This is a genomic window from Stenotrophomonas sp. YJH_SMC_29 (assembly GCF_059371235.1).
Genome location: NZ_JCAFUK010000002.1, coordinates 142,855 through 160,441 on the forward strand (window position 1 = coordinate 142,855; position 17,587 = coordinate 160,441).

At 66.7% G+C, this 17,587-nt stretch carries 16 protein-coding genes and 1 tRNA gene; 7 read left to right on the plus strand and 10 right to left on the minus strand.

All coding sequences use genetic code 11. The annotated features are described in order from the left end of the window. The first annotated feature begins 82 nt into the window (after window positions 1-82). Together AC5P9I_RS03795 and AC5P9I_RS03800 are read left to right on the plus strand one after the other, a co-directional pair. On the plus strand, window positions 83-1,069 hold the full coding sequence (locus AC5P9I_RS03795) for a hypothetical protein (RefSeq protein WP_057494691.1): 987 nt from the start codon (window positions 83-85) through the stop codon (window positions 1,067-1,069). 10 nt (window positions 1,070-1,079) lie between these two features. Beyond that, window positions 1,080-2,531, plus strand: coding sequence for an alanine/glycine:cation symporter family protein (locus AC5P9I_RS03800; protein WP_180867418.1), 1,452 nt, complete (start codon window positions 1,080-1,082; stop codon window positions 2,529-2,531). 126 nt (window positions 2,532-2,657) lie between these two features. Here AC5P9I_RS03800 and AC5P9I_RS03805 read toward each other — a convergent pair whose 3' ends face one another. The 4 genes from AC5P9I_RS03805 to AC5P9I_RS03820 all read right to left on the minus strand — a co-directional run bounded on the left by AC5P9I_RS03805 (window position 2,658) and on the right by AC5P9I_RS03820 (window position 5,785). Beyond that, the gene (locus AC5P9I_RS03805) at window positions 2,658-4,079 is read right to left on the minus strand and encodes a M28 family peptidase (protein ID WP_032957185.1); all 1,422 of its coding nucleotides are present in this window, start codon (window positions 4,077-4,079) and stop codon (window positions 2,658-2,660) included. A 173-nt stretch (window positions 4,080-4,252) separates the two neighbouring features. Further along, window positions 4,253-4,657, minus strand: a complete 405-nt coding sequence (gene mscL, locus AC5P9I_RS03810) for a large-conductance mechanosensitive channel protein MscL (RefSeq protein WP_049412700.1) — start codon at window positions 4,655-4,657, stop codon at window positions 4,253-4,255. Between the two features lie 54 nt (window positions 4,658-4,711). Further along, window positions 4,712-5,428, minus strand: coding sequence for a fumarylacetoacetate hydrolase family protein (locus AC5P9I_RS03815; RefSeq protein WP_019660190.1), 717 nt, complete (start codon window positions 5,426-5,428; stop codon window positions 4,712-4,714). Window positions 5,429-5,503: 75 nt separating this feature from the next. Next, the gene (locus tag AC5P9I_RS03820; protein WP_049466016.1) at window positions 5,504-5,785 is read right to left on the minus strand and encodes a hypothetical protein; all 282 of its coding nucleotides are present in this window, start codon (window positions 5,783-5,785) and stop codon (window positions 5,504-5,506) included. A gap of 178 nt (window positions 5,786-5,963) precedes the next feature. Here AC5P9I_RS03820 and AC5P9I_RS03825 point away from each other — a divergent pair, with 178 nt between their 5' ends. After that, window positions 5,964-6,299, plus strand: a complete 336-nt coding sequence (locus tag AC5P9I_RS03825) for a Rieske (2Fe-2S) protein (RefSeq protein WP_049466019.1) — start codon at window positions 5,964-5,966, stop codon at window positions 6,297-6,299. Window positions 6,300-6,493: 194 nt separating this feature from the next. Here the strand turns inward: AC5P9I_RS03825 and AC5P9I_RS03830 are convergent, their stop codons facing one another. The 4 genes from AC5P9I_RS03830 to thiS form a co-directional block, all read right to left on the minus strand. Further along, the gene (locus AC5P9I_RS03830; RefSeq protein ID WP_049466020.1) at window positions 6,494-8,341 is read right to left on the minus strand and encodes an SLC13 family permease; all 1,848 of its coding nucleotides are present in this window, start codon (window positions 8,339-8,341) and stop codon (window positions 6,494-6,496) included. Between the two features lie 27 nt (window positions 8,342-8,368). Continuing rightward, window positions 8,369-9,103 (minus strand): tRNA (guanosine(46)-N7)-methyltransferase TrmB, encoded by a 735-nt coding sequence (gene trmB, locus AC5P9I_RS03835; protein ID WP_053461245.1) that lies wholly within the window; start codon window positions 9,101-9,103, stop codon window positions 8,369-8,371. After that, window positions 9,103-9,897: a thiazole synthase gene (locus AC5P9I_RS03840; RefSeq protein ID WP_049466024.1), complete on the minus strand. Its 795-nt coding sequence runs from the start codon at window positions 9,895-9,897 to the stop codon at window positions 9,103-9,105. Before AC5P9I_RS03840 ends, trmB begins: the two co-directional genes overlap by 1 nt. Window positions 9,898-10,049: 152 nt before the next feature. Beyond that, on the minus strand, window positions 10,050-10,250 hold the full coding sequence (thiS, locus tag AC5P9I_RS03845) for a sulfur carrier protein ThiS (protein WP_005418796.1): 201 nt from the start codon (window positions 10,248-10,250) through the stop codon (window positions 10,050-10,052). 207 nt (window positions 10,251-10,457) lie between these two features. Between thiS and AC5P9I_RS03850 the strand changes: the two genes are divergently transcribed. From AC5P9I_RS03850 to AC5P9I_RS03860, 3 genes are all read left to right on the plus strand, one after another. Then, on the plus strand, window positions 10,458-12,293 hold the full coding sequence (locus tag AC5P9I_RS03850; RefSeq protein WP_074725060.1) for an autotransporter domain-containing esterase: 1,836 nt from the start codon (window positions 10,458-10,460) through the stop codon (window positions 12,291-12,293). Between the two features lie 160 nt (window positions 12,294-12,453). Further along, window positions 12,454-12,527, plus strand: a tRNA-Gly gene (locus AC5P9I_RS03855). Window positions 12,528-12,765: 238 nt separating this feature from the next. Further along, entirely contained in the window at window positions 12,766-14,619 is a 1,854-nt protein-coding gene (locus tag AC5P9I_RS03860) for a tyrosine-type recombinase/integrase (protein ID WP_023109284.1), read from the plus strand. Between the two features lie 47 nt (window positions 14,620-14,666). On the opposite strand, the gene AC5P9I_RS03865 is transcribed toward AC5P9I_RS03860, so the two are convergent. Continuing rightward, complete coding sequence (locus tag AC5P9I_RS03865; protein WP_023109285.1) at window positions 14,667-15,293, minus strand: substrate-binding domain-containing protein; 627 nt, start codon at window positions 15,291-15,293, stop codon at window positions 14,667-14,669. Between the two features lie 105 nt (window positions 15,294-15,398). Here AC5P9I_RS03865 and AC5P9I_RS03870 point away from each other — a divergent pair, with 105 nt between their 5' ends. Next, complete coding sequence (locus AC5P9I_RS03870; protein ID WP_003282197.1) at window positions 15,399-15,698, plus strand: helix-turn-helix domain-containing protein; 300 nt, start codon at window positions 15,399-15,401, stop codon at window positions 15,696-15,698. Window positions 15,699-15,724: 26 nt separating this feature from the next. On the opposite strand, the gene mobH is transcribed toward AC5P9I_RS03870, so the two are convergent. Then, window positions 15,725-17,575 carry a MobH family relaxase gene (mobH, locus tag AC5P9I_RS03875; protein ID WP_329953840.1) on the minus strand — a complete coding sequence of 617 codons (1,851 nt, stop codon included), beginning with the start codon at window positions 17,573-17,575 and terminating at the stop codon, window positions 15,725-15,727. Window positions 17,576-17,587: the final 12 nt, after the last annotated feature.

Here is a 17,587-nt window from a genome sequence, read left to right on the forward strand (position 1 = left end):
GTTTTGAAAGTTTCCTTATTGGTCAGCCGCTTCCGGCAACGCAGGGTGGAACTCCATCCCACGGTGTCCAGAAGAGGCTGCCATGCATCACCCACGCTGTATCCTCATCGCATTGCTGGTCCTGACCAGCGTCCTTGCCAACGGCCGTGCCGCAGCCGGCGAACGCAGCCTGGACGGGGTCAACTTCACCGGTCCGCTGATCACCCCCAATCCGGCCGGCCTGCCGCAGGGCAACTGGTACATCGAACCCTACCTGGTGCGGGTCGACAGCCGCGATCAGTATGACGATGGCGGCCATCGCCGCGGCAGCGCGCAGCACAGCGGTGCGTGGGCCACGGTAGTGCCGATCATCTACGGCTTCAGCGACCGGGTGATGGGCCAGGTCAATCTCAGTGCATCGCGTGCCGAACAGGGCAGCGCGCGCAGCAGTGGTTTCCGCGCCGGCGATACCACCGCGCGCCTGCAGTACCTGCTGCAGGCGCCCAATGCCGATGGCACGCGTCCGGCCATCTCGGTCGCGCTGGTGCAGCGCTTCAGTACCGGCAGCCATGACCGCATCACCGGCAATCCGCTTGATGCGCAGGGCGACGGTGTGCAGCGCACCACTGCCGCATTGGGCGTGCAGCAGGTGGTCTGGCTGGGCAACGACCGCCCGCTGCGCTGGCGCGCCCAGCTCAGCGCGGGGCCGGCGCCGTCGCGCACGGCGATCTCCGGGGCCAGCGTCTACGGCACCGATGACAGCTTCCAGGGACACATCTCCCGCGGTTCGGTGCTGGGCCTGTCGGTGGGGGCCGAGTACAGCTTCAATCCGCGCTGGGTCGGCGTGATGGAAGTGGCCGCCAGCCGCGAGACCGGCCAGCGCCTGAGTGGTTTCGCGCGTAACGCCAGCGGCCACGTCGAGCGCATCGAGGAACATCGCCCGGCCAGCCGCAGCGTCACCCTGGCGCCGGCCGTGGAGTACCACTTCAGCCCGACGCTGGGCCTGATCGCCGGCGTGGAATTCAGCGTGGCGGGTCGCAACACCCGCCATATCGTCAGCCCCCAGATTGCCTTGGGTATGTTCTTCTAGGAGGTCGCCGATGAACATCGAATCCATCGTCAACACGATCCTCGGCGTCGTCTGGAGCCCCTACCTGGTGGTGCTGTGCCTGCTCACCGGCCTGTATTTCAGTGTGCGCACGCGCTTCATCCAGCTGCGTGCATTGCCGGACATGCTGCGCCTGATGTTCCGCCATGAGCGCTCCGATGCCGGGGTGTCGCCGTTCCAGGCGTTGTCCCTTTCGCTGTCCAGCCGGGTGGGCGTCGGCAACATCGCCGGCGTCGCCATGGCCATCGCCTTCGGCGGCCCCGGCGCGATCTTCTGGATGTGGATCGTCGCCTTCCTCGGTGCGTCCAGTGCTTTCATCGAATCCACGCTCGCGCAGATCTACAAGGATCGCGACGGCAAGGGGCAGTACCGGGGCGGCCCGGCGTACTACATCGAGAAAGGCCTCGGCCAACGCTGGTATGCCGTGCTGTTCGCACTGGTGACGGTGCTGGCGGGCGCGATGCTGGCCGGCACCCAGTCCAATGCGATCACCAGTGCGGTGAACGAAGCCTGGGACGTACCGGTGATGACCACCACCGCGGTTCTGCTGGTTGTGCTGGGCGCCATCCTCATCGGCGGTGTGCGGCGCATTGCGCGCGTGGCCGAATGGGTGGTGCCGCTGATGGCCGTGGCCTACCTGCTGGTCACGGCGCTGGTGATGGTGCTCAACGCGGAGAAGCTGCCGGAGGTGATCATGCTGGTGCTGCGCAGTGCATTCGGTGTGGATGCAGCGTTCGGTGCGATGATCGGTACTGCCATCCAGTGGGGCGTGCGTCGCGGCGTGCTGTCCAACGAGGCCGGCATGGGCAGTGGGGCGCACCCGGCCGCCGCCGCGGAAGTTTCGCATCCGGTCAAGCAGGGCCTGGTGCAGTCGTTCTCGGTCTACATCGACACGATGGTGGTGTGCAGTGCGACCGCCTTCCTGATCCTGTCCACCGGCCTGTACAACGTCTACGACCCGGCGGTGAACGGCATTCCCGATGACGCGCGCCTGCTGCTGGGCAATCTGCCCGGCGTCGAGGCCGGGCCACGCTTCGTGCAGCATGCGGTGGAATCGGCGCTGCCGGGCTTCGGCCGTTCGTTCGTGGCGCTGGCGATCCTGCCGTTCGCGTTCACCACCATCCTCGCGCTGTACTACATGGCCGAGACCAACGTCAGCTATCTGTGCCGCGATCGGCCGACGGCGTGGCTGATGGGCGTCTTCCAGCTGCTGTTCCTGGCAGCGACCGGCTACTCGGCGGTGAACAGTGCCACAGTGGCCTGGTCGCTGGGTGACATCGGCGTTGGCCTGATGAGCTGGCTGAACATCATCGCCATCCTGCTGCTGCAAAGGCCTGCCCTGGCCGCACTGCGCGACTACGAGCAGCATCGCCAGGCCGGCAAGGATCCGCTGTTCAACCCGAAACTGCTGGGCGTGCGCAACACCAGCGTGTGGGAGGGCTGACAGGATCGGGGTCAGATCCCTCGCCAGGGCGAGGGCTCTGACCCACGCCATTGCCCGGTGGGTGCGAACCTCGGTTCGCACCGCTCTTCCCGCTGCACTCGCCGGGCATGGCCCGGCGCCAGCGCATCACTCGTTCGGCGGCGTGGTCGCCTTGGCCTCGCTGCCGAAGCTGCCATCGGCTTCCGCCGCCAGGTACGCGAACACGGTGTACGCGGCCACGTTCTGTGCCAGTGCCTTCGGGTCGATCTTGTCCAGCGTGTCGTCAGCGGTGTGGTGCAGGTGGAAGTAGTCCGAGCCGTCCTGCGCCAGCCACGCCCACGCACCGCCCTTGGCGGCCAGCGGGCCGACGTCCGGGCCCGGGCCCCCCTTGTCGGCCTGGTACTCGATGCCCAGCGGCTTCATCACTTCGGCAATCTGCTTCGTCGCTTCGCGCGAGCCTTCCGGGTTCGGCGAACCGGTATTGAAGGCGTAGATGCGGCCGGCGCCGAAGTCGCTCTCGGCGGCCAGCTGGTGCAGCGCCACGTCCTTCGCGTGCGCTTCGGCATAGGCCTTGCCGCCGTACAGGCCCTGTTCCTCGTTGGCGAAGGCGATCACGCGGATGGTGCGCTTCGGTGCCTGCTTCAGCTGGCCGATCAGGTGGCCTGCAGCCATGGTGATGCCCACGCCTGCGCCGTCATCGACAGCGCCGGTGCCCAGGTCCCACGAATCCAGGTGACCGCCGATCACCACCACTTCCTTCGGCAGGCTGCGGCCGGTGATCTCGCCGATCACGTTGTACGAAGTGGCCGTGCCATCCCAACCGCAGTCCAGCGCCACCTTCACAGTGGTGCTGCCACGCGCCAGCAGGCGCGCCAGCTGGTCGGCATCGGGCACCGACAGCGCGGCCGACGGCACCGGGGTCAGGCCGTCATCGAAACGGGTGATGCCGGTGTGCGGCACGCGGTGCGAGTCGGTACCGGCCGAGCGCATCAGGAAACCGACCGCGCCCTTGCGGATCGCCTCGGAGGGGCCCTTGCTGCGGATCGCGCCGCCACGGCCGTAGTCGCGGCCATCGCGGAACGGCAGCATCTGGTAATCGACGAAGGCGATCTTGCCCTTCAGCGAACCCGCCGGTGCGGCCTGCAGCGCGGCCAGGTCGGCAAAGCGCACCACTTCGGCTTCCACGGTGCCACCCGGGCTGCCGCCCAGTGCCGTGATCTGCAGCGGCTGCGGGTTCCTGCCGGTCACGGCGGCGTGTTCACTGCGGCGTTCCCACTTCGGGAACGTCACCGGCTCCTTCCAGACCTTGTCGAAGCCCAGGGCCTTGAACTTGGCTTCGGCCCAGGCGACCGCGCGGGCATCGGCTTCGCTGCCGGCAATGCGCGGACCGATCTCGGTGGTGAGCGATTCGACCACCTTCCAGCCGGTGTCATCGGCCAGCGCCTGGTCGCGCAGTTGTGCGGCGGTGGCCAGCGACGCCGGGGGCAGGGTGGTGGTGCGCGGCGCCGCGAAGGCCGGGGCGGCCAGCAGGGCGAGGGAGGATGCGATGGCAAGGACGCGGCGACGCATGGACAACTCCGGGAAGGGACCTAAGCCTTGGAGCTTAACAGTCGTTCAGCCCGGCGCATGGGCGGGAGGTCATGGCTGGCGCGGATGCTGTTTTCCGCCAGATGCAGCAAAGCGAAAGCCCCGCCGGAGCGGGGCTTTCGAGCAGTCGCGGCCGGCACGATCGTTCTGCGGCCTTATTTCTTCAGGCTGTCGCGGATCTCGCGCAGCAGCACCACTTCTTCGGCCGGCGCGGCCGGTGCCGCTTCCTTCTTGCGCGACAGGCGGTTGATCGCCTTGACCACCAGGAAAATGGCGAAGGCCACGATCACGAACTGGATCAGCGTGTTGATGAAGTCACCGTAGCCGATCACTACCGCCGGAATTTCCTTGCCATCGGGGCCGAGCCGGGCCGGTGACAACGTCCAGGCCAGTTGCGAGAAGTCCACCTTGCCGATCAGCAGGCCCAGCGGCGGCATGATGATCTTCTCGACCAGCGCCGTCACGATCTTGCCGAAGGCCGCGCCGATCACCACGCCGACGGCGAGGTCGATGACGTTGCCGCGCATCGCGAATTCCTTGAACTCGGTGAGCATTCCCATTGTTGTTTTTCTCCGGTGGGGAAGTGGACAGCGCGCAGGGTAGCGCAGGTGATGTCAGCCGGCGATCACGCCGTGGCGCTCGGCCACGTTTTCCAGGCGGGCACTGAAACGGTCGCCGGGCTTCAGCGCAGCCACCCCGGACGGGGTACCCATGAACACCAGGTCGCCGGCACGCAGCTGCCACAGCTTGGACAGCTCGTGCAGGATTTCCGGCACGTTCCAGATCATCTGGTCGAGCAGCGCCTGCTGGCGCACCTCGCCGTTGACCTCCAGCGACAGATTCAGCGCAGCCAGGTCGCCCACTTCTTCGGCGTGGACGATCTCGCTGATCGGCGCGGAGGCATCGAAGCCTTTGGCCGCATCCCACGGGTGGCCCTTGTCCTTGGCCGCGGCCTGCAGGTCGCGGCGGGTCAGGTCCAGGCCGACGGCATAGCCGTAGACCAGTGCGTCGGCGTCGGCCACGGCCAGCTCGCCGGCGGGCGCATCCCGGCCGATCGCCACCACCAGTTCCACTTCGTGGTGCAGGTTGGCGGTTGCCGGCGGATAGGGGATGGCATCGTCGTGGCCGACCACGATCGCATCGGCCGGCTTGCTGAAGAACATCGGGCGGCCACGGTCATCGGCCGCCGGCACCGCGGCACCCATTTCGCGGGCGTGGTCGGCGAAATTGCGGCCGACGCAGTAGATGCGGTGCACGGGGAAACTGCCACCACCGGCTACCGGCACACGCGGCAGGGCTACGGCAGGGATCACATCGGAGACATCGGACATGCGGGCATCCAGGAAGGGCGTGCCCGCAGTCTAGAACGCATGGCGCCCGCCGTCAGCGGGCGCGCAGGAGGTGGATCAGCGCGAGGCCGGCAACACCGGCTTGCGTACCACGCGGTACTCGCCCTCGACCACGGTCGGGTCGACCGGGCGTGCAGTCCCCGGCTTGCGCGAGGCCAGCAGCTTCCATGCCAGGCCAACCAGGATCATCGCGGCACCGACGAACACGCCGATGAACACCATCGCGGCCAGGATCGCCAGGCCAAGCAGGCCCACGGCAACGCGCACCAGCGGGTGACGCGGCTTGCGCGGCGCGAACAGGGTGCGGAACTGGTTGAAGGCGGATGCGCGATTGAACATGGCGGCTCGATAGGCTGGGATCAGCGAAAGCAGAGTATCGGGACGCGCCACTGTCATTGAGTGAAAAACTCGTTAAATATAGCCTGTGCTTATTACAGATCAATGACTTGTGTTCATGTCGCAGCCAGTCACCTGAGTGGGCATGCGACAATGCGGGTTTACCGTACGAGCCTTTGCCATGACTGCCGCTGCCGCCCTGATCGCCCTGGATGCCCTCGCCGATGGCGCGTTTGCCGAGGTCGAAGCGCTGGTCGATGGCGATGCCGAATCGCTGGTGCTGTACCGCGACGGTGCGCAGGTGCGCGCGTTCCTGAACATCTGCCCGCATGCCGGCCGCCGTTTGGACTGGGCACCGGGCCAGTTCCTGAAGAGCCGCGAGGGGCATCTGGTCTGCGCCGCGCACGGCGCCTCGTTCGCGCTGGACAGTGGCGACTGCATCGCCGGCCCGTGCAAGGGCGACCGCCTGCGCGCGGTGCCGGTGGACGTGCGCGACGGGCAGGTTTACCTGGCTTGAAGCCAGCTGGGGGTCGGATCCGTCTTCCGCAGGAAAACGGCTCTGACCCCATCAAGCCAGGAGCAGTCGAGCATGGCTCGACGCTACAAAAGCCGTGTCGACCGAGGTCGGCAGCTACCAGAACGAGATCCGTGCCGGCCAGCGGCCGGCACTACCGGGGGACAGGGCGCAGCCCTGCCAACAAACCCCAAGCCTCAGAACATCAGGTTGATCATCAGCACCACCACGCAGGTGTAGATCAGCGACAACGGGCCGCCGACCCGCCACATCTCGCGCGGGGTGTAGTTGGCCGGGCCGGTGATCATCGATATCACCGGGTTGGAGGCCGTCATCAGGTTGTTGGACGCCGACAGCGCCACGATCAGTGCGAACGCGGTCGGGTTGCCGCCTGCCGCCAGCGCCAGGTTCACCGCGATCGGCACCATTACGATGGTCGCGCCCACGTGGCTGATCACCAGCGAGAACGCTGTGGTCAGCAGTGCCAGTGCCACCTCCAGCACCCACACCGGAATGCCGGTCGGCAGCTTGTCGATGGTGTGGCCGGCCACCCACGCCGCCGCACCACTGGAATCCATCGCCCAGCCAAGCGGAATCAGCCCGGCCATCATGAATACCGTCTTCCAGTTGATCGAGGCATACGCCTCGTCCATGCGCAGCACGCCGGTCAGCAGCATGCCCGCCACGCCGGTCATCAGCGTCAGCGCCACCGGCAGCTTGCTGGTCAGCGCGATCAGGATGGTCAGCGCGAAGATCGCCATGGCGATCTTGAACTTGTGCGGTCGCTGCTCGCCGGTGGGGTAATCGGTGACCACCACGAAGTCGCGGCTCTTGGCGGCCTGCGCCAGGTCGGTCCAGATGCTGTGGAACACCAGCATGTCACCGGCGCGCAGCTGCACGTCGCGCACGTCCTCGCGGATCACCTGCTTGTCGCGGTTGATCGCCAGCAGGCTGATGCCGCGCTCCTTGCGCAGGCGCAGGTCGGCCGCGCTCTTGCCGATCACATTCGAGGTCGGCGGCACCACCGCCTCGGAAATACCGGCGCGGCTGGGGTTGAACAGGTCGCCCAGGTGCTTCAGGCGCGAGGACATGCGCAGGAACTGGTTCTGCGCGAAGTCGCTGATCTGCTGGCGCGGGCCCATCGCACCGAGCACGCTGCCGACCCAGATGCGCATCTCTGCCGGCGGCGCCAGGCGGGTGTCGTTGCCGGTCTTCAGCGCCAGCAGCAACGGCGCGTCGTGCAGGTTCTCGGCCTCGCCCAGGGTCATGCCCACCAGCGGGCTTTCCGCGCTCACCACCAGCTCGAACACGTCGCCTTCGATGCCGTAGGTCTTGGCGAAGTAGCTTTCGGTGCGCGCCGGGGTGACCCCGTCGTTGACCAGGTTCTCTTCCTCGATCAGCTTGCGGTCGCCGTAGTAGCGGAAATACAGCAGCGAGGCGACCAGCAGCGCCACGCCGATCGGCAGCGGTGCGAACATGCGCAGCGGCTCGATGGTGGCCAGGCCCGAGGGCAGGTTGTTGTTGGCCGAGGCCAGCAGGTCGTTCAGCAGGATCAGCGGCGAGTTGCCGACCATGGTCAGCGCACCGCCCATCACGATCGCCGCCGAGATCGGCAGCAGCAGACGCTGCATCGTCAGGCCCGTGCGCGCCGCCAGCCGCGAGGCGACCGGCAGGTACAGCGCCATCACCGATGGGTTCTGCATGAAGGACGAATTCAGGCCGGCAATGGCGGTGGTCATCATCAGCAGCCGCTGCTCAACGCCATGGCCACGCCGCAGCAGCCAGGCGGCCAGCCGGTTCAGTGCCCCGGTGCGGTCCAGGCCCGCACCGAGGATGGTGGTGGCGATGATGCTCATCACCGCGTTACCGGAGAAACCGCCAAAGATCTCCTCCGGCGCGATCAGCCCGGTGACACCCAGCACCACCAGCACCACCAGCGCGACCACGTCGGCGCGGATGCGCTCGAACAGGAACATCGCCATCGTGAAGCCGACCAGCCCGAGCACGAGCTTCATGTCGTTGGTCAGCGTCAGCGCGGTATCCATGTGGGGCGCGGCGTCCTCAGGCGATCGTCAGGTGCGGTCGTACAACAGGTCCCAGACGCCATGGCCGAGTTTCTGGCCGCGGGTCTCGAAGTGGGTCTGCGGGCGCCAGTCCGGGCGCGGCACGCTGCCACGCGGGCCGGCGCGGTTGACCAGGCCGGCGGTGGCATCGAGCACGTCCCACATCTGCTCGGCGTAGTCTTCCCAGTCGGTGGCGCAGTGCAGGCGGCCACCCGGGCGCAGCTTGCGCACCAGCAGTTCGGCGAACGCCGGCTGCAGCAGGCGGCGCTTGTTGTGGCGCTTCTTGTGCCACGGGTCCGGGAAGTAGATGCGCACTTCATCGAGGGCGCCGTCGGCGATCTCGTTCTGCAGCACTTCCACCGCGTCGTGGTGGTACAGGCGCACGTGGTCGGCGTTGTCGTCGGCCAGCGCGTTGAGCAGCCGGCCCACGCCCGGGGCGTGCACTTCGATGCCGATGTAGTCGCGCGACGGATCGTGCTGCGCAGCGAAGCGCAGCGCGGCGCCGTTGCCGAAGCCGATTTCCAGCACCTTGTGCGCCGGGCGGCCGAAGGTGGCGTCCAGGTCACGCGGCTGGCCGGTGTAGTCGAGGCCGAAGCGCGGCCAGCGTTCGTCGAACGCGCGCTGCTGGGCCGGGGTGAAACGACCCTGGCGCAACACGAAGCTGCGCACCTCGCGGCGGCCCTCGTTCACGGTGAAGGGCTTGGGCGGGGCCTTGGAACCGGCGCTGTCGAAAGGATTGGTCATCAGCCGATCAGCCCGTCCACTGGCGAAGAAGCGCTGGCGTAGCGCTTGCGCGGGATGCGTCCGGCCAGGAACGCCTCGCGGCCGGCCTCGACCGCCTTGCGCATCGCACTGGCCATCAGCACCGGATTGCGCGCACCGGCAATGGCGGTATTCATCAGCACGCCGTCGCAACCCAGCTCCATCGCGATCGCGGCATCGGAGGCGGTACCCACGCCGGCATCAACGATGATCGGCACCTTGGCGTCTTCGATGATCTGCAGCAGGTTGTACTTGTTCTGGATGCCCAGGCCCGAACCGATCGGCGCGGCCAGCGGCATTACCGCAGCGCAGCCGATCTCTTCCAGGCGCTTGGCCAGGATCGGGTCGTCGGAGGTGTAGACCATCACCTCGAAGCCGTCCTTGACCAGCTGTTCGGCAGCCTTGAGGGTCTGCATCACGTCCGGGTACAGGGTCTTCTGGTCGCCCAGCACTTCCAGCTTGGTCAGGTTGTGGCCGTCCAGCAGTTCACGGGCCAGGCGGCAGGTGCGCACGGCATCCTCGGCGGTGTAGCAGCCGGCGGTGTTGGGCAGGATGGTGAAACGCTCCGGCGGCAGCACGTCGAGCAGGTTCGGCTCGCCCGGGTTCTGCCCGATGTTGGTGCGGCGGATGGCCACAGTGACGATCTGGGCGCCGGCAGCCTCGGTGGCCAGGCGGGTTTCTTCCAGATCCTTGAACTTGCCGGTGCCGGTCAGCAGCCGCGAGCCATAGGTCTTGCCGGCGATCACCAGCGAATCGGGGGAGACATGAACGTTCATGGCGCGATTATCGCTTATCCGCCTGAAGATGGGGTCATGCAAGGCGGTGCTGTCCGCAGGAGGGCGAGGGTAGTGCCGGCCGCTGGCCGGCAAATGCAGGGTGCCTGACAGCGTCGGATTGCCGGCCAGCGGCCGGCACTACCCGCGCAGCCTCATCCGCCGCCCAGCGCGTGCACGATCTCCACCACGTCGCCTTCGGCCAGGACGTGCTCGCCATGGCGGCTGCGGCTGACGATCTCGCCGTTGACCTCGACCGCGACCCGGCGCTGCAGCAGCTGCTCGGCCTGCAGCAGATCGTGGAGGGTCGCCGAGGCGGGCAGGGTACGGGGTTCGCCGTTGAGCTGGATGTTCATCACCGCATTGTCGCCGATGGCCTGCGCGGATCGGAACCCTTGCAAATGTCGCTGATCGCCAGCCCCGGCACAGCGGGGTCCAGCGCCCTCGGGCGACAATCCATGCGGCGGCGCAGCGTGAGCAAAACGCGGCGCAGTGAAACCATTCACCGTGCGCCGGCGTACGTCCGCCGGGTCCTCAACGATATCCCCACAGGAGTTTTTTACATGCTGCTCAGCAAACGCCCGATCCGCTCCCTGATGGCGGCCGCGATCGCGCTGGCCGCGCTTCCGGCCATGGCAGGCGAATCCCCGTATTCCAAGGCCGTGTTCTTCGGCGACAGCCTGACCGATGCCGGCTATTTCCGCCCGCTGCTGCCGGCCGATGTGCGTCCGGTGACCGGCCAGTTCACCACCAACCCCGGTTGGGTGTGGGCGCAGCAGGTCGCCAACTACTACGGCCTCAACGGCGCCGCCAACGGCAACGGCCAGAGCGGCGACAACTACGCGGTCGGCGGTGCCCGCGTCGGCGTGGACGTGGCGAGCCCGATGGGAACCATCCCGTCGCTGAAGTCGCAGGCGGCGCGTTATCTGGCTGCCAATGGCGGCAAGGCTGACGCCAATGTCCTGTACACGGTGTGGGGCGGTGCCAATGACCTGTTCGCGGCCGCCGCTGCGCCGGCGCAGGCACAGGCCATCATCGGCGCCGCCGTCACCGATCAGATCGCCCTGGTCGGCGCGCTGAAGCAGGCCGGTGCCGAGTACGTGCTGGTGCCGAACCTGCCCAACGTCGGCCTGACCCCGGCCTTCCGCGGTCCGAATGCCGCCGCCGCCACCGCGCTGTCGGCCGGCTACAACAAGGCGCTGTACGGCGGCCTGAAGCAGGCCGGCATCGCGTTCATCCCGCTCGATACCTTCACCGTGCTGGGCGAAGTCGCCGCCAACCCGGGCATGTACGGCTTCACCAACGTCACCAGCACCGGTTGCAGGATCGACCCGGCCAACTCGACGCAGAGCATCCTGACCTGCAACCCGACCAGCTACGTCAGTCCGGATGCGGCCAACACCTACCTGTTCGCCGACGGCGTGCACCCGACCACCGCCGGCCACCAGCTGCTGGGCCAGTATGCGGTGTCGGTGCTGGAAGCCCCGCGCCTGCAGCAGGTGCTGAGCCACTCGGCGCAGACCATCGGTCGTTCGCGTGCCGACCAGGTCAGCATGCACCTCGGCGGTCGTCCGGCCGACGGCCTGTCCTGGTGGGGTGGCGTGCGTGGCGACCTGCAGCGCTACGACCACGCCGACCTGTACGACGGCCTGGCCCCGGCCGGCCTGTTCGGTATCGACTGGGCCCGCGACGGCATGGTGTTCGGTGGCTTCGCCGGCTTCGGTCGCCTCAACGCCGACTTCGGCAACAGCCGTGGCGACTTCACCCAGAAGGACACCACCGCCGGTCTGTTCGCAGGCTGGTATGGCGACCGCATCTGGGTGAATGGCCAGGTCAGCTACACCTGGCTGTCCTATGACGTGAACCGCAAGGTCCAGCTGGGCCCGGCCACCCGTGAGCATGGTGGTTCGCCGGACGGCAGCAACCTGACCGCCGCGCTGAACGCCGGTTACGAGTTCGGCACCGAAGGTGGCTTCCGCCACGGCCCGATCGCCTCGGTGATCTGGCAGAAGGTGAAGATCGACGGTTACACCGAAAGCGCTGCGGCCGGCACCCTGGCCACCGCACTGGGCTACGACCGCCAGAACGTCGATTCGACCGTGGGTCGCATCGGCTGGCAGGCCCGCTTCGATGGCGGCACCCTCAAGCCGTACGCCCAGGTGACCTACGATCACGAGTTCGAGGACACCAAGCAGGCCAGCGCCTGGCTGCAGACCCTGCCGGAGCTGGGCAGCTACCGCGTGCCGGGCCTGAAGTTCGACAAGAACTACGCCACCGTCGTGCTGGGTGCCCGCACCGAACTGTTCGGCCTGCAGAGCAACTTCGGCCTGAGCGCGTCGACCGGCCAGAAGCGCGCGCAGGACGCCACCCTGTTCGCCAACTTCAGCGGCACGTTCTAAGCAGCAACCGCCGGGGTCGGAGCCCTTTCCGCAGGGAAAGGGCTCTGACCTGTTGCGCCAGGGGGCGGATCCGTTTCCGCCAGGAAACGGCTCTGCCCCCTTTGCGGCATGCTGCCATTGCGCAACACTGGCCCAACCGCATAGACTTTCACCGCGCACTGCGGGCGTAGCTCAATGGTAGAGCTGTAGCTTCCCAAGCTACTGACGTGGGTTCGATTCCCATCGCCCGCTCCACCGCATCATTCTGCGGACTTCCGCAGAAGTCCAAGAGAGTCTGCAAGTCGTTGCCACACAAGGACTTTTCCTCTCTTTGACGTTCTGCCGTAGTCCACTGCGATCCGCCTACAGCCGGGACTTTTAAGTCCACAAACAAGTCCATTTTTGCGGGCGCGGCTGATTCCGGATTGTTGATGGAGGGGCGAGGTCGACGTGACCAGCATCTGGTTCCTGACTCATGTTCAGGAGCAAGAGCATGGCACTCTCAGACCTGGCCGTTCGACAGGCCAAGGCAACTGGCAAGGCATACACCCTCCCTGACTTGGATGGCCTCTCCCTGGCCGTCACGGCTGCAGGGGGCAGGACTTGGCACTTCCGTTACTACTGGGCGGGCAAGCAGAAGCGGATGTCGCTCGGCACCTACCCGGAGGTGACGCTTCGCGAGGCCCGCAGCCTACGCGACGAAGCGCGCGCCCTGCTGGCCAAAGGCACCAATCCTCGCGTTCACCGCAAGCAGAAGCGCACTGCTGTCCGGCTCGCCGACGAAAACACCTTCGAGGCGGTGTATCGCAAGTGGCTCAAGCATCGCGGGCTCAGCCTCAAGGAAGGCCGGCAGACGACCCTCTCGATCCTTCCGCGCATCTTCGACAAGGATGTGCTGCCCGCCTTGGGCAAGCGGTCGATCTATGAGATCAAGCGTCCCGACCTCTTGGAGGTGATCGCCAAGATCGAGAAGCGCAGGGCGCTCTCCGTCGCCGAGAAAGTCAGGACGTGGTTCAACCAACTGTTCCGCTACGCGCTGGTGATCGTGCCGGGCCTGGAGCAGAACCCCGCCTCCGATCTCGATGTGGTGGCGCTGCCGCTGCCACCCGTCAACCACAACCCGTTCCTGCGCATGGCCGAGCTGCCGAAGCTGTTGCAGCGGCTGCGCAGCTATCGCGGCAGGCGGCAGACCCAGCTCGGGCTGCGGCTATTGCTGCTGACCGGCGTGCGAACCGGCGAGCTGCGACAGGCGATGCCGGATCAATTCGATCTGGACCGTGGGTTGTGGATCATCCCGGCCGACGTCGTGAAGCAACTCCAGTTGGATATGCGCAAGAAGCGGCAGCAGCCGAAGGACATCCCGCCCTACATCGTGCCGCTGTCGATTCAGGCCATGGAGATCGTCCGGCACCTGCTGGATGAGTTCAAGCCGGCCCAGCGCTACCTGTTCCGGCACGACAGCGACTTGAAGAAGCGCATCAGCGAGAACACGCTCAATGGTGCGCTCAAACGCATGGGCTATCAGGAACGCCTGACCGGACACGGTATCCGCGGCACGATGTCCACTGCGCTCAACGAGATCGGCTACCCGAAGGTCTGGGTGGATGCACAGCTCTCGCATGTCGATCCCAACAAGGTCAGCGCGACCTACAACCATGCCGAGTACGTGGAGCAGCGTCGCCGCATGATGCAGGACTGGGCCGATCGGCTCGACCTCTTCGAGCAGAACCAGGTCGAGGCGGCCAGCATGCCGCTCACCGTGCATCTGGAAGGCGTGCCCGCATTCCCGAGTGAGCAAACCGAAAGCGCCCCCTCTACGCCGATTGCCGCTTCGCCAATCCTGCTCGTGACGAAGCCGGGTGACGCCATGCCGTTGGTTTCTGCCGCCGCACATCGGCTGCCGGCGGTTCCGCCCCCTCGATCGGCCGCGCCGCTGGTGCCTTCGGACATTCAGCGCGAGAGGATGGAGCTGTTCGATGTCTTCGAAGCGCCGCACAACCTTTCCGTCGCTGCGTTTGCCAAGATGGCGGGCAAATCCCGCAGGTGGATCAGTTACGAGATCAAGGCGGGCAACTTGCTGGCGTTGAACGTAGGCAACCGCGGCCAGCGCGTGCCGGACTGGCACCTCGACCCACTCAAGCACGAGCTGATCCAGTCCGTCCTGAAGCTGACCAGGGGTGCGGACCCTTGGCAGATCTACCATGCACTGCTGCAACCGCGCTCGATGCTGCGGGGGCGTTCGGCACTGGAGGGCGTGACGGCCAGCAATCTCGACAAGCTCGTCATGGCAGTGAGCACAGCCGTGAAGGAAAGCGAATGGACCCCGCTGCGAGTCGGGGTCGCCTAGCAGCAGGAATGCGGGATCGTGGCGAAACCGCGATCCCCGCGCGTCTGTCAGGACACCAAGCGCGCGCGGCGGGCGAATCTTGCCTGGGTGTCCGACAAGGTAGCGTTGCGACGGAGCAGGTAAGCCATCACGATCGTTGGTGCGCCGGCCAGCGGCCGCACGGCGATGCCTCGGCGTAGGTAGCTCGCCAGTCTCGCGGCAGGTGCAATGGAAATCCCGTACCCGGCGGCAACCAGCGTCATCGCCACATCGAATGTCTCCACCGTTTGCTCTCGCTCCTGCAGCGCGTTCTCGAACACGCGCTGTACGGTCATGCGCCATGGTTCATCGGCCGTGGACTGCGCGCAGATCAAGGGCTGCTTGAGCACTTCCTGGCACGGCACTTCACGGTAGGCCAGCAGGTGAGAGCGCTTGGCCACGGCGACCGCCAGCGTGCCATGCCACAGCGGCTCGCATACCCAGCCAGGCCACTGCCGGGCAACCGCAGACAAAGCGAAGTCGAAGCCGTCGCCCGGCAGCTCCGCGCCTCGACCGGGATCTGTCCACCCGGCCAGGACGGCATGGGTCTCCGGCTCTTCGGCACGCTGCAGGGCGAGCACGTCGGCGAGCTGGGGAGGCACCCATTCGCCGAGGACGGCCATGCGAATTTCGGCGGTGATGTCACTCGATTCCACGTCCAGCTCCCCCAGGCGGTGAACTCGTGGCAACTGATCTCGAAGCCGTTGGATGAGTTAAGTTTAACGTGGTTTAAATCGTGACCGTGTTCGACGCTCTTGGCAATGCCAAAGCGTTCGATCCAAAGGGGCCGCCCCACCGGCACCACTACCTACGAAGCGGAACCAGCCATCGCGTTTGGGGCTGCCGTGCGGGAAGAAAGAACCAACCAGGGCATCGCTCAGGAAACGCTGGCCCACATGGCCGGCATCGAACGGTCGCACATGGGCAAGATCGAGCGCGGCGAGCATGTCCCCACGCTCCCTCTCATCCTCAAGATTGCCCGTGCGCTGAAATGCAGTTCCGCCCACTTGATGACTCTGACCGAAGCCAAGCTGGCGGAGTCGGCCCCATCCGCAGATTGAAGCCGGCCCGCACAGCGGTCGCATGCCTACGCCTGATCGTCGTCCTTGCCCCCAAGGGCTGAATCTTCGCGCTTTGCGGCCTCGTTGAGGAGCCGCAGGTATGGGTTGTCTGGCGGCGTCTCCTGCAACAGCGTATCCGGGCTGACGAGCAGGTAGCCGTGCAGCCGGCGCGACTTGCGCGGCCCCGTGACTTCGCAGGTCCAGATGTTCAGCCCGCTCGGCTGCTTGCGGTGCTGTCCCAACTTCTCGAAGCGCTTCTGCACCCACTGCCACCCCTCCAGCTTCTCCTGCTTGGCCAGCGCGGCGACTTGAAGGTACTCCTGCGCGTAGCGCTGGAACACGCCGGGGCTGACGAGGTAGGTCGTACCGGCGACGGTATGCACCAGGGCCTTGGCGTCGTTGATGATGAGCTTGCGCGTCTGGATGCTCTGACGCAGCCAGGCCATGAAGTGCGCCCCGGAGGGCTCCGCGCGATCCTGGGAAGACGCGAGGCTCATCTGCGGCGGGAGCATGGTCGAAGGGGCCGGCTCGGGCTCGGCAACAGGGGAACTCGGGATCTCCGGTGTCGCGGGTGGAGCGGTGTCGCCCAGCAGGTCGAGTAGCGCGGCCACGCCGGTATCCGTGGCTGTGGATGCGATCGGCGCCGTGCTCGCGGATGCAGCTTCGATGCCTTCGGCGCGCGGCCCATCGGCCACCGTTGTCGCCTGCGGCGTCGGCTCCGCCTGTTCCTCTTCGACCTGCACACGGCCTGCGAACGGCGCCGGCCGGTCGGCGGCATCCCAGATCATCGCCGGCGAGAGTTTCAGGAAGGTGAAGGCGTGCGACCAGCCGGCGTCGCTGGTGACGGTAGCCTTCCAGATCGCCTTGCCATCCGGCGTCGGTTGCACGATGCCGTGATCCTGCAGCACGTTGAACACCGCCGTGTTGCTCGCCGGGATGCCGTCGATGCCCTGCGACAGCAGATGGGCGCGCAGCTTGTCGGAGACGGTCTTGCTCACCAGCCACAAGGCGTCTTGTGTCAGCCAGCCGTCCGCCGGGCCGGCCTGGTTCAACTTGAACGCTCCCTTGAGCAGGTAGCGCAAGCCGTCGAGCAATTTGCGTTGCAGCGCATGCTTGGGCGCCGCCAGCGCCTTGCTGGGATCGCCGCCGAGTTCCTGGGCGACCGATGCCTGGTCGGCCTGCACGACCAGCTCGCCGAGCGTGCCGGCATGCTCGTACTGGCCGGCCAGCACGTACAGCAGCGCGGCCCAGAGGTCGGGATAGCCGCTGAGCCAGTCGAAGATGTCCCGATCGAGAAGGCGCGCGTAGAGCAGCCCGGTGGCGGCGCTGTGCAGGCGGTACTCGCGCTCCTTTCGGTAACGGAAGCGGTAGGGCTTTCGCAGCGGGCCGTGCCAGGGATGCCAGACGCTGCCGTCGGCATGTTCGACGTGCAGATCGACCGCAATCTTGCCGATGTCGTGCAGCAGGGCCGCGTAGGCCGTGCCTGCGGTCCAGGCTTCGGCCTGGGCCGCCTGTGCCTCCGGCGTGACGCCCGCAGGCAGCAGGTATGACTGCCGCAGCTTCAGCGCATAGGCGACGATCTCCAGGCCGTGGTCCAGCATGCCGCCCGGATAGGCGTGGTGGTGGTTCTCGGAGGCCGGGAACTGCTGGACCAGCTCGGCGTAGCGCTCCAGTGGGGCGAGGTAGAGCGTGGCGAACTGCCGGCGCGAGAGCGAGGTGCGCTGCCAGATGTGTTCCAGCAGTTTCTGCCGGCGCGGCGTGGCCAGCAGCGATGCGGCCGACTCCGGCCGCGTCAACCCTTTCGGAGTTTCGATGGCGGAGGTGGGCGGTGTGCCGGCGGTGGGTGGCACCCGTTTGCGCTGGAACAGCGAGAGCATGGCGAACCCCGG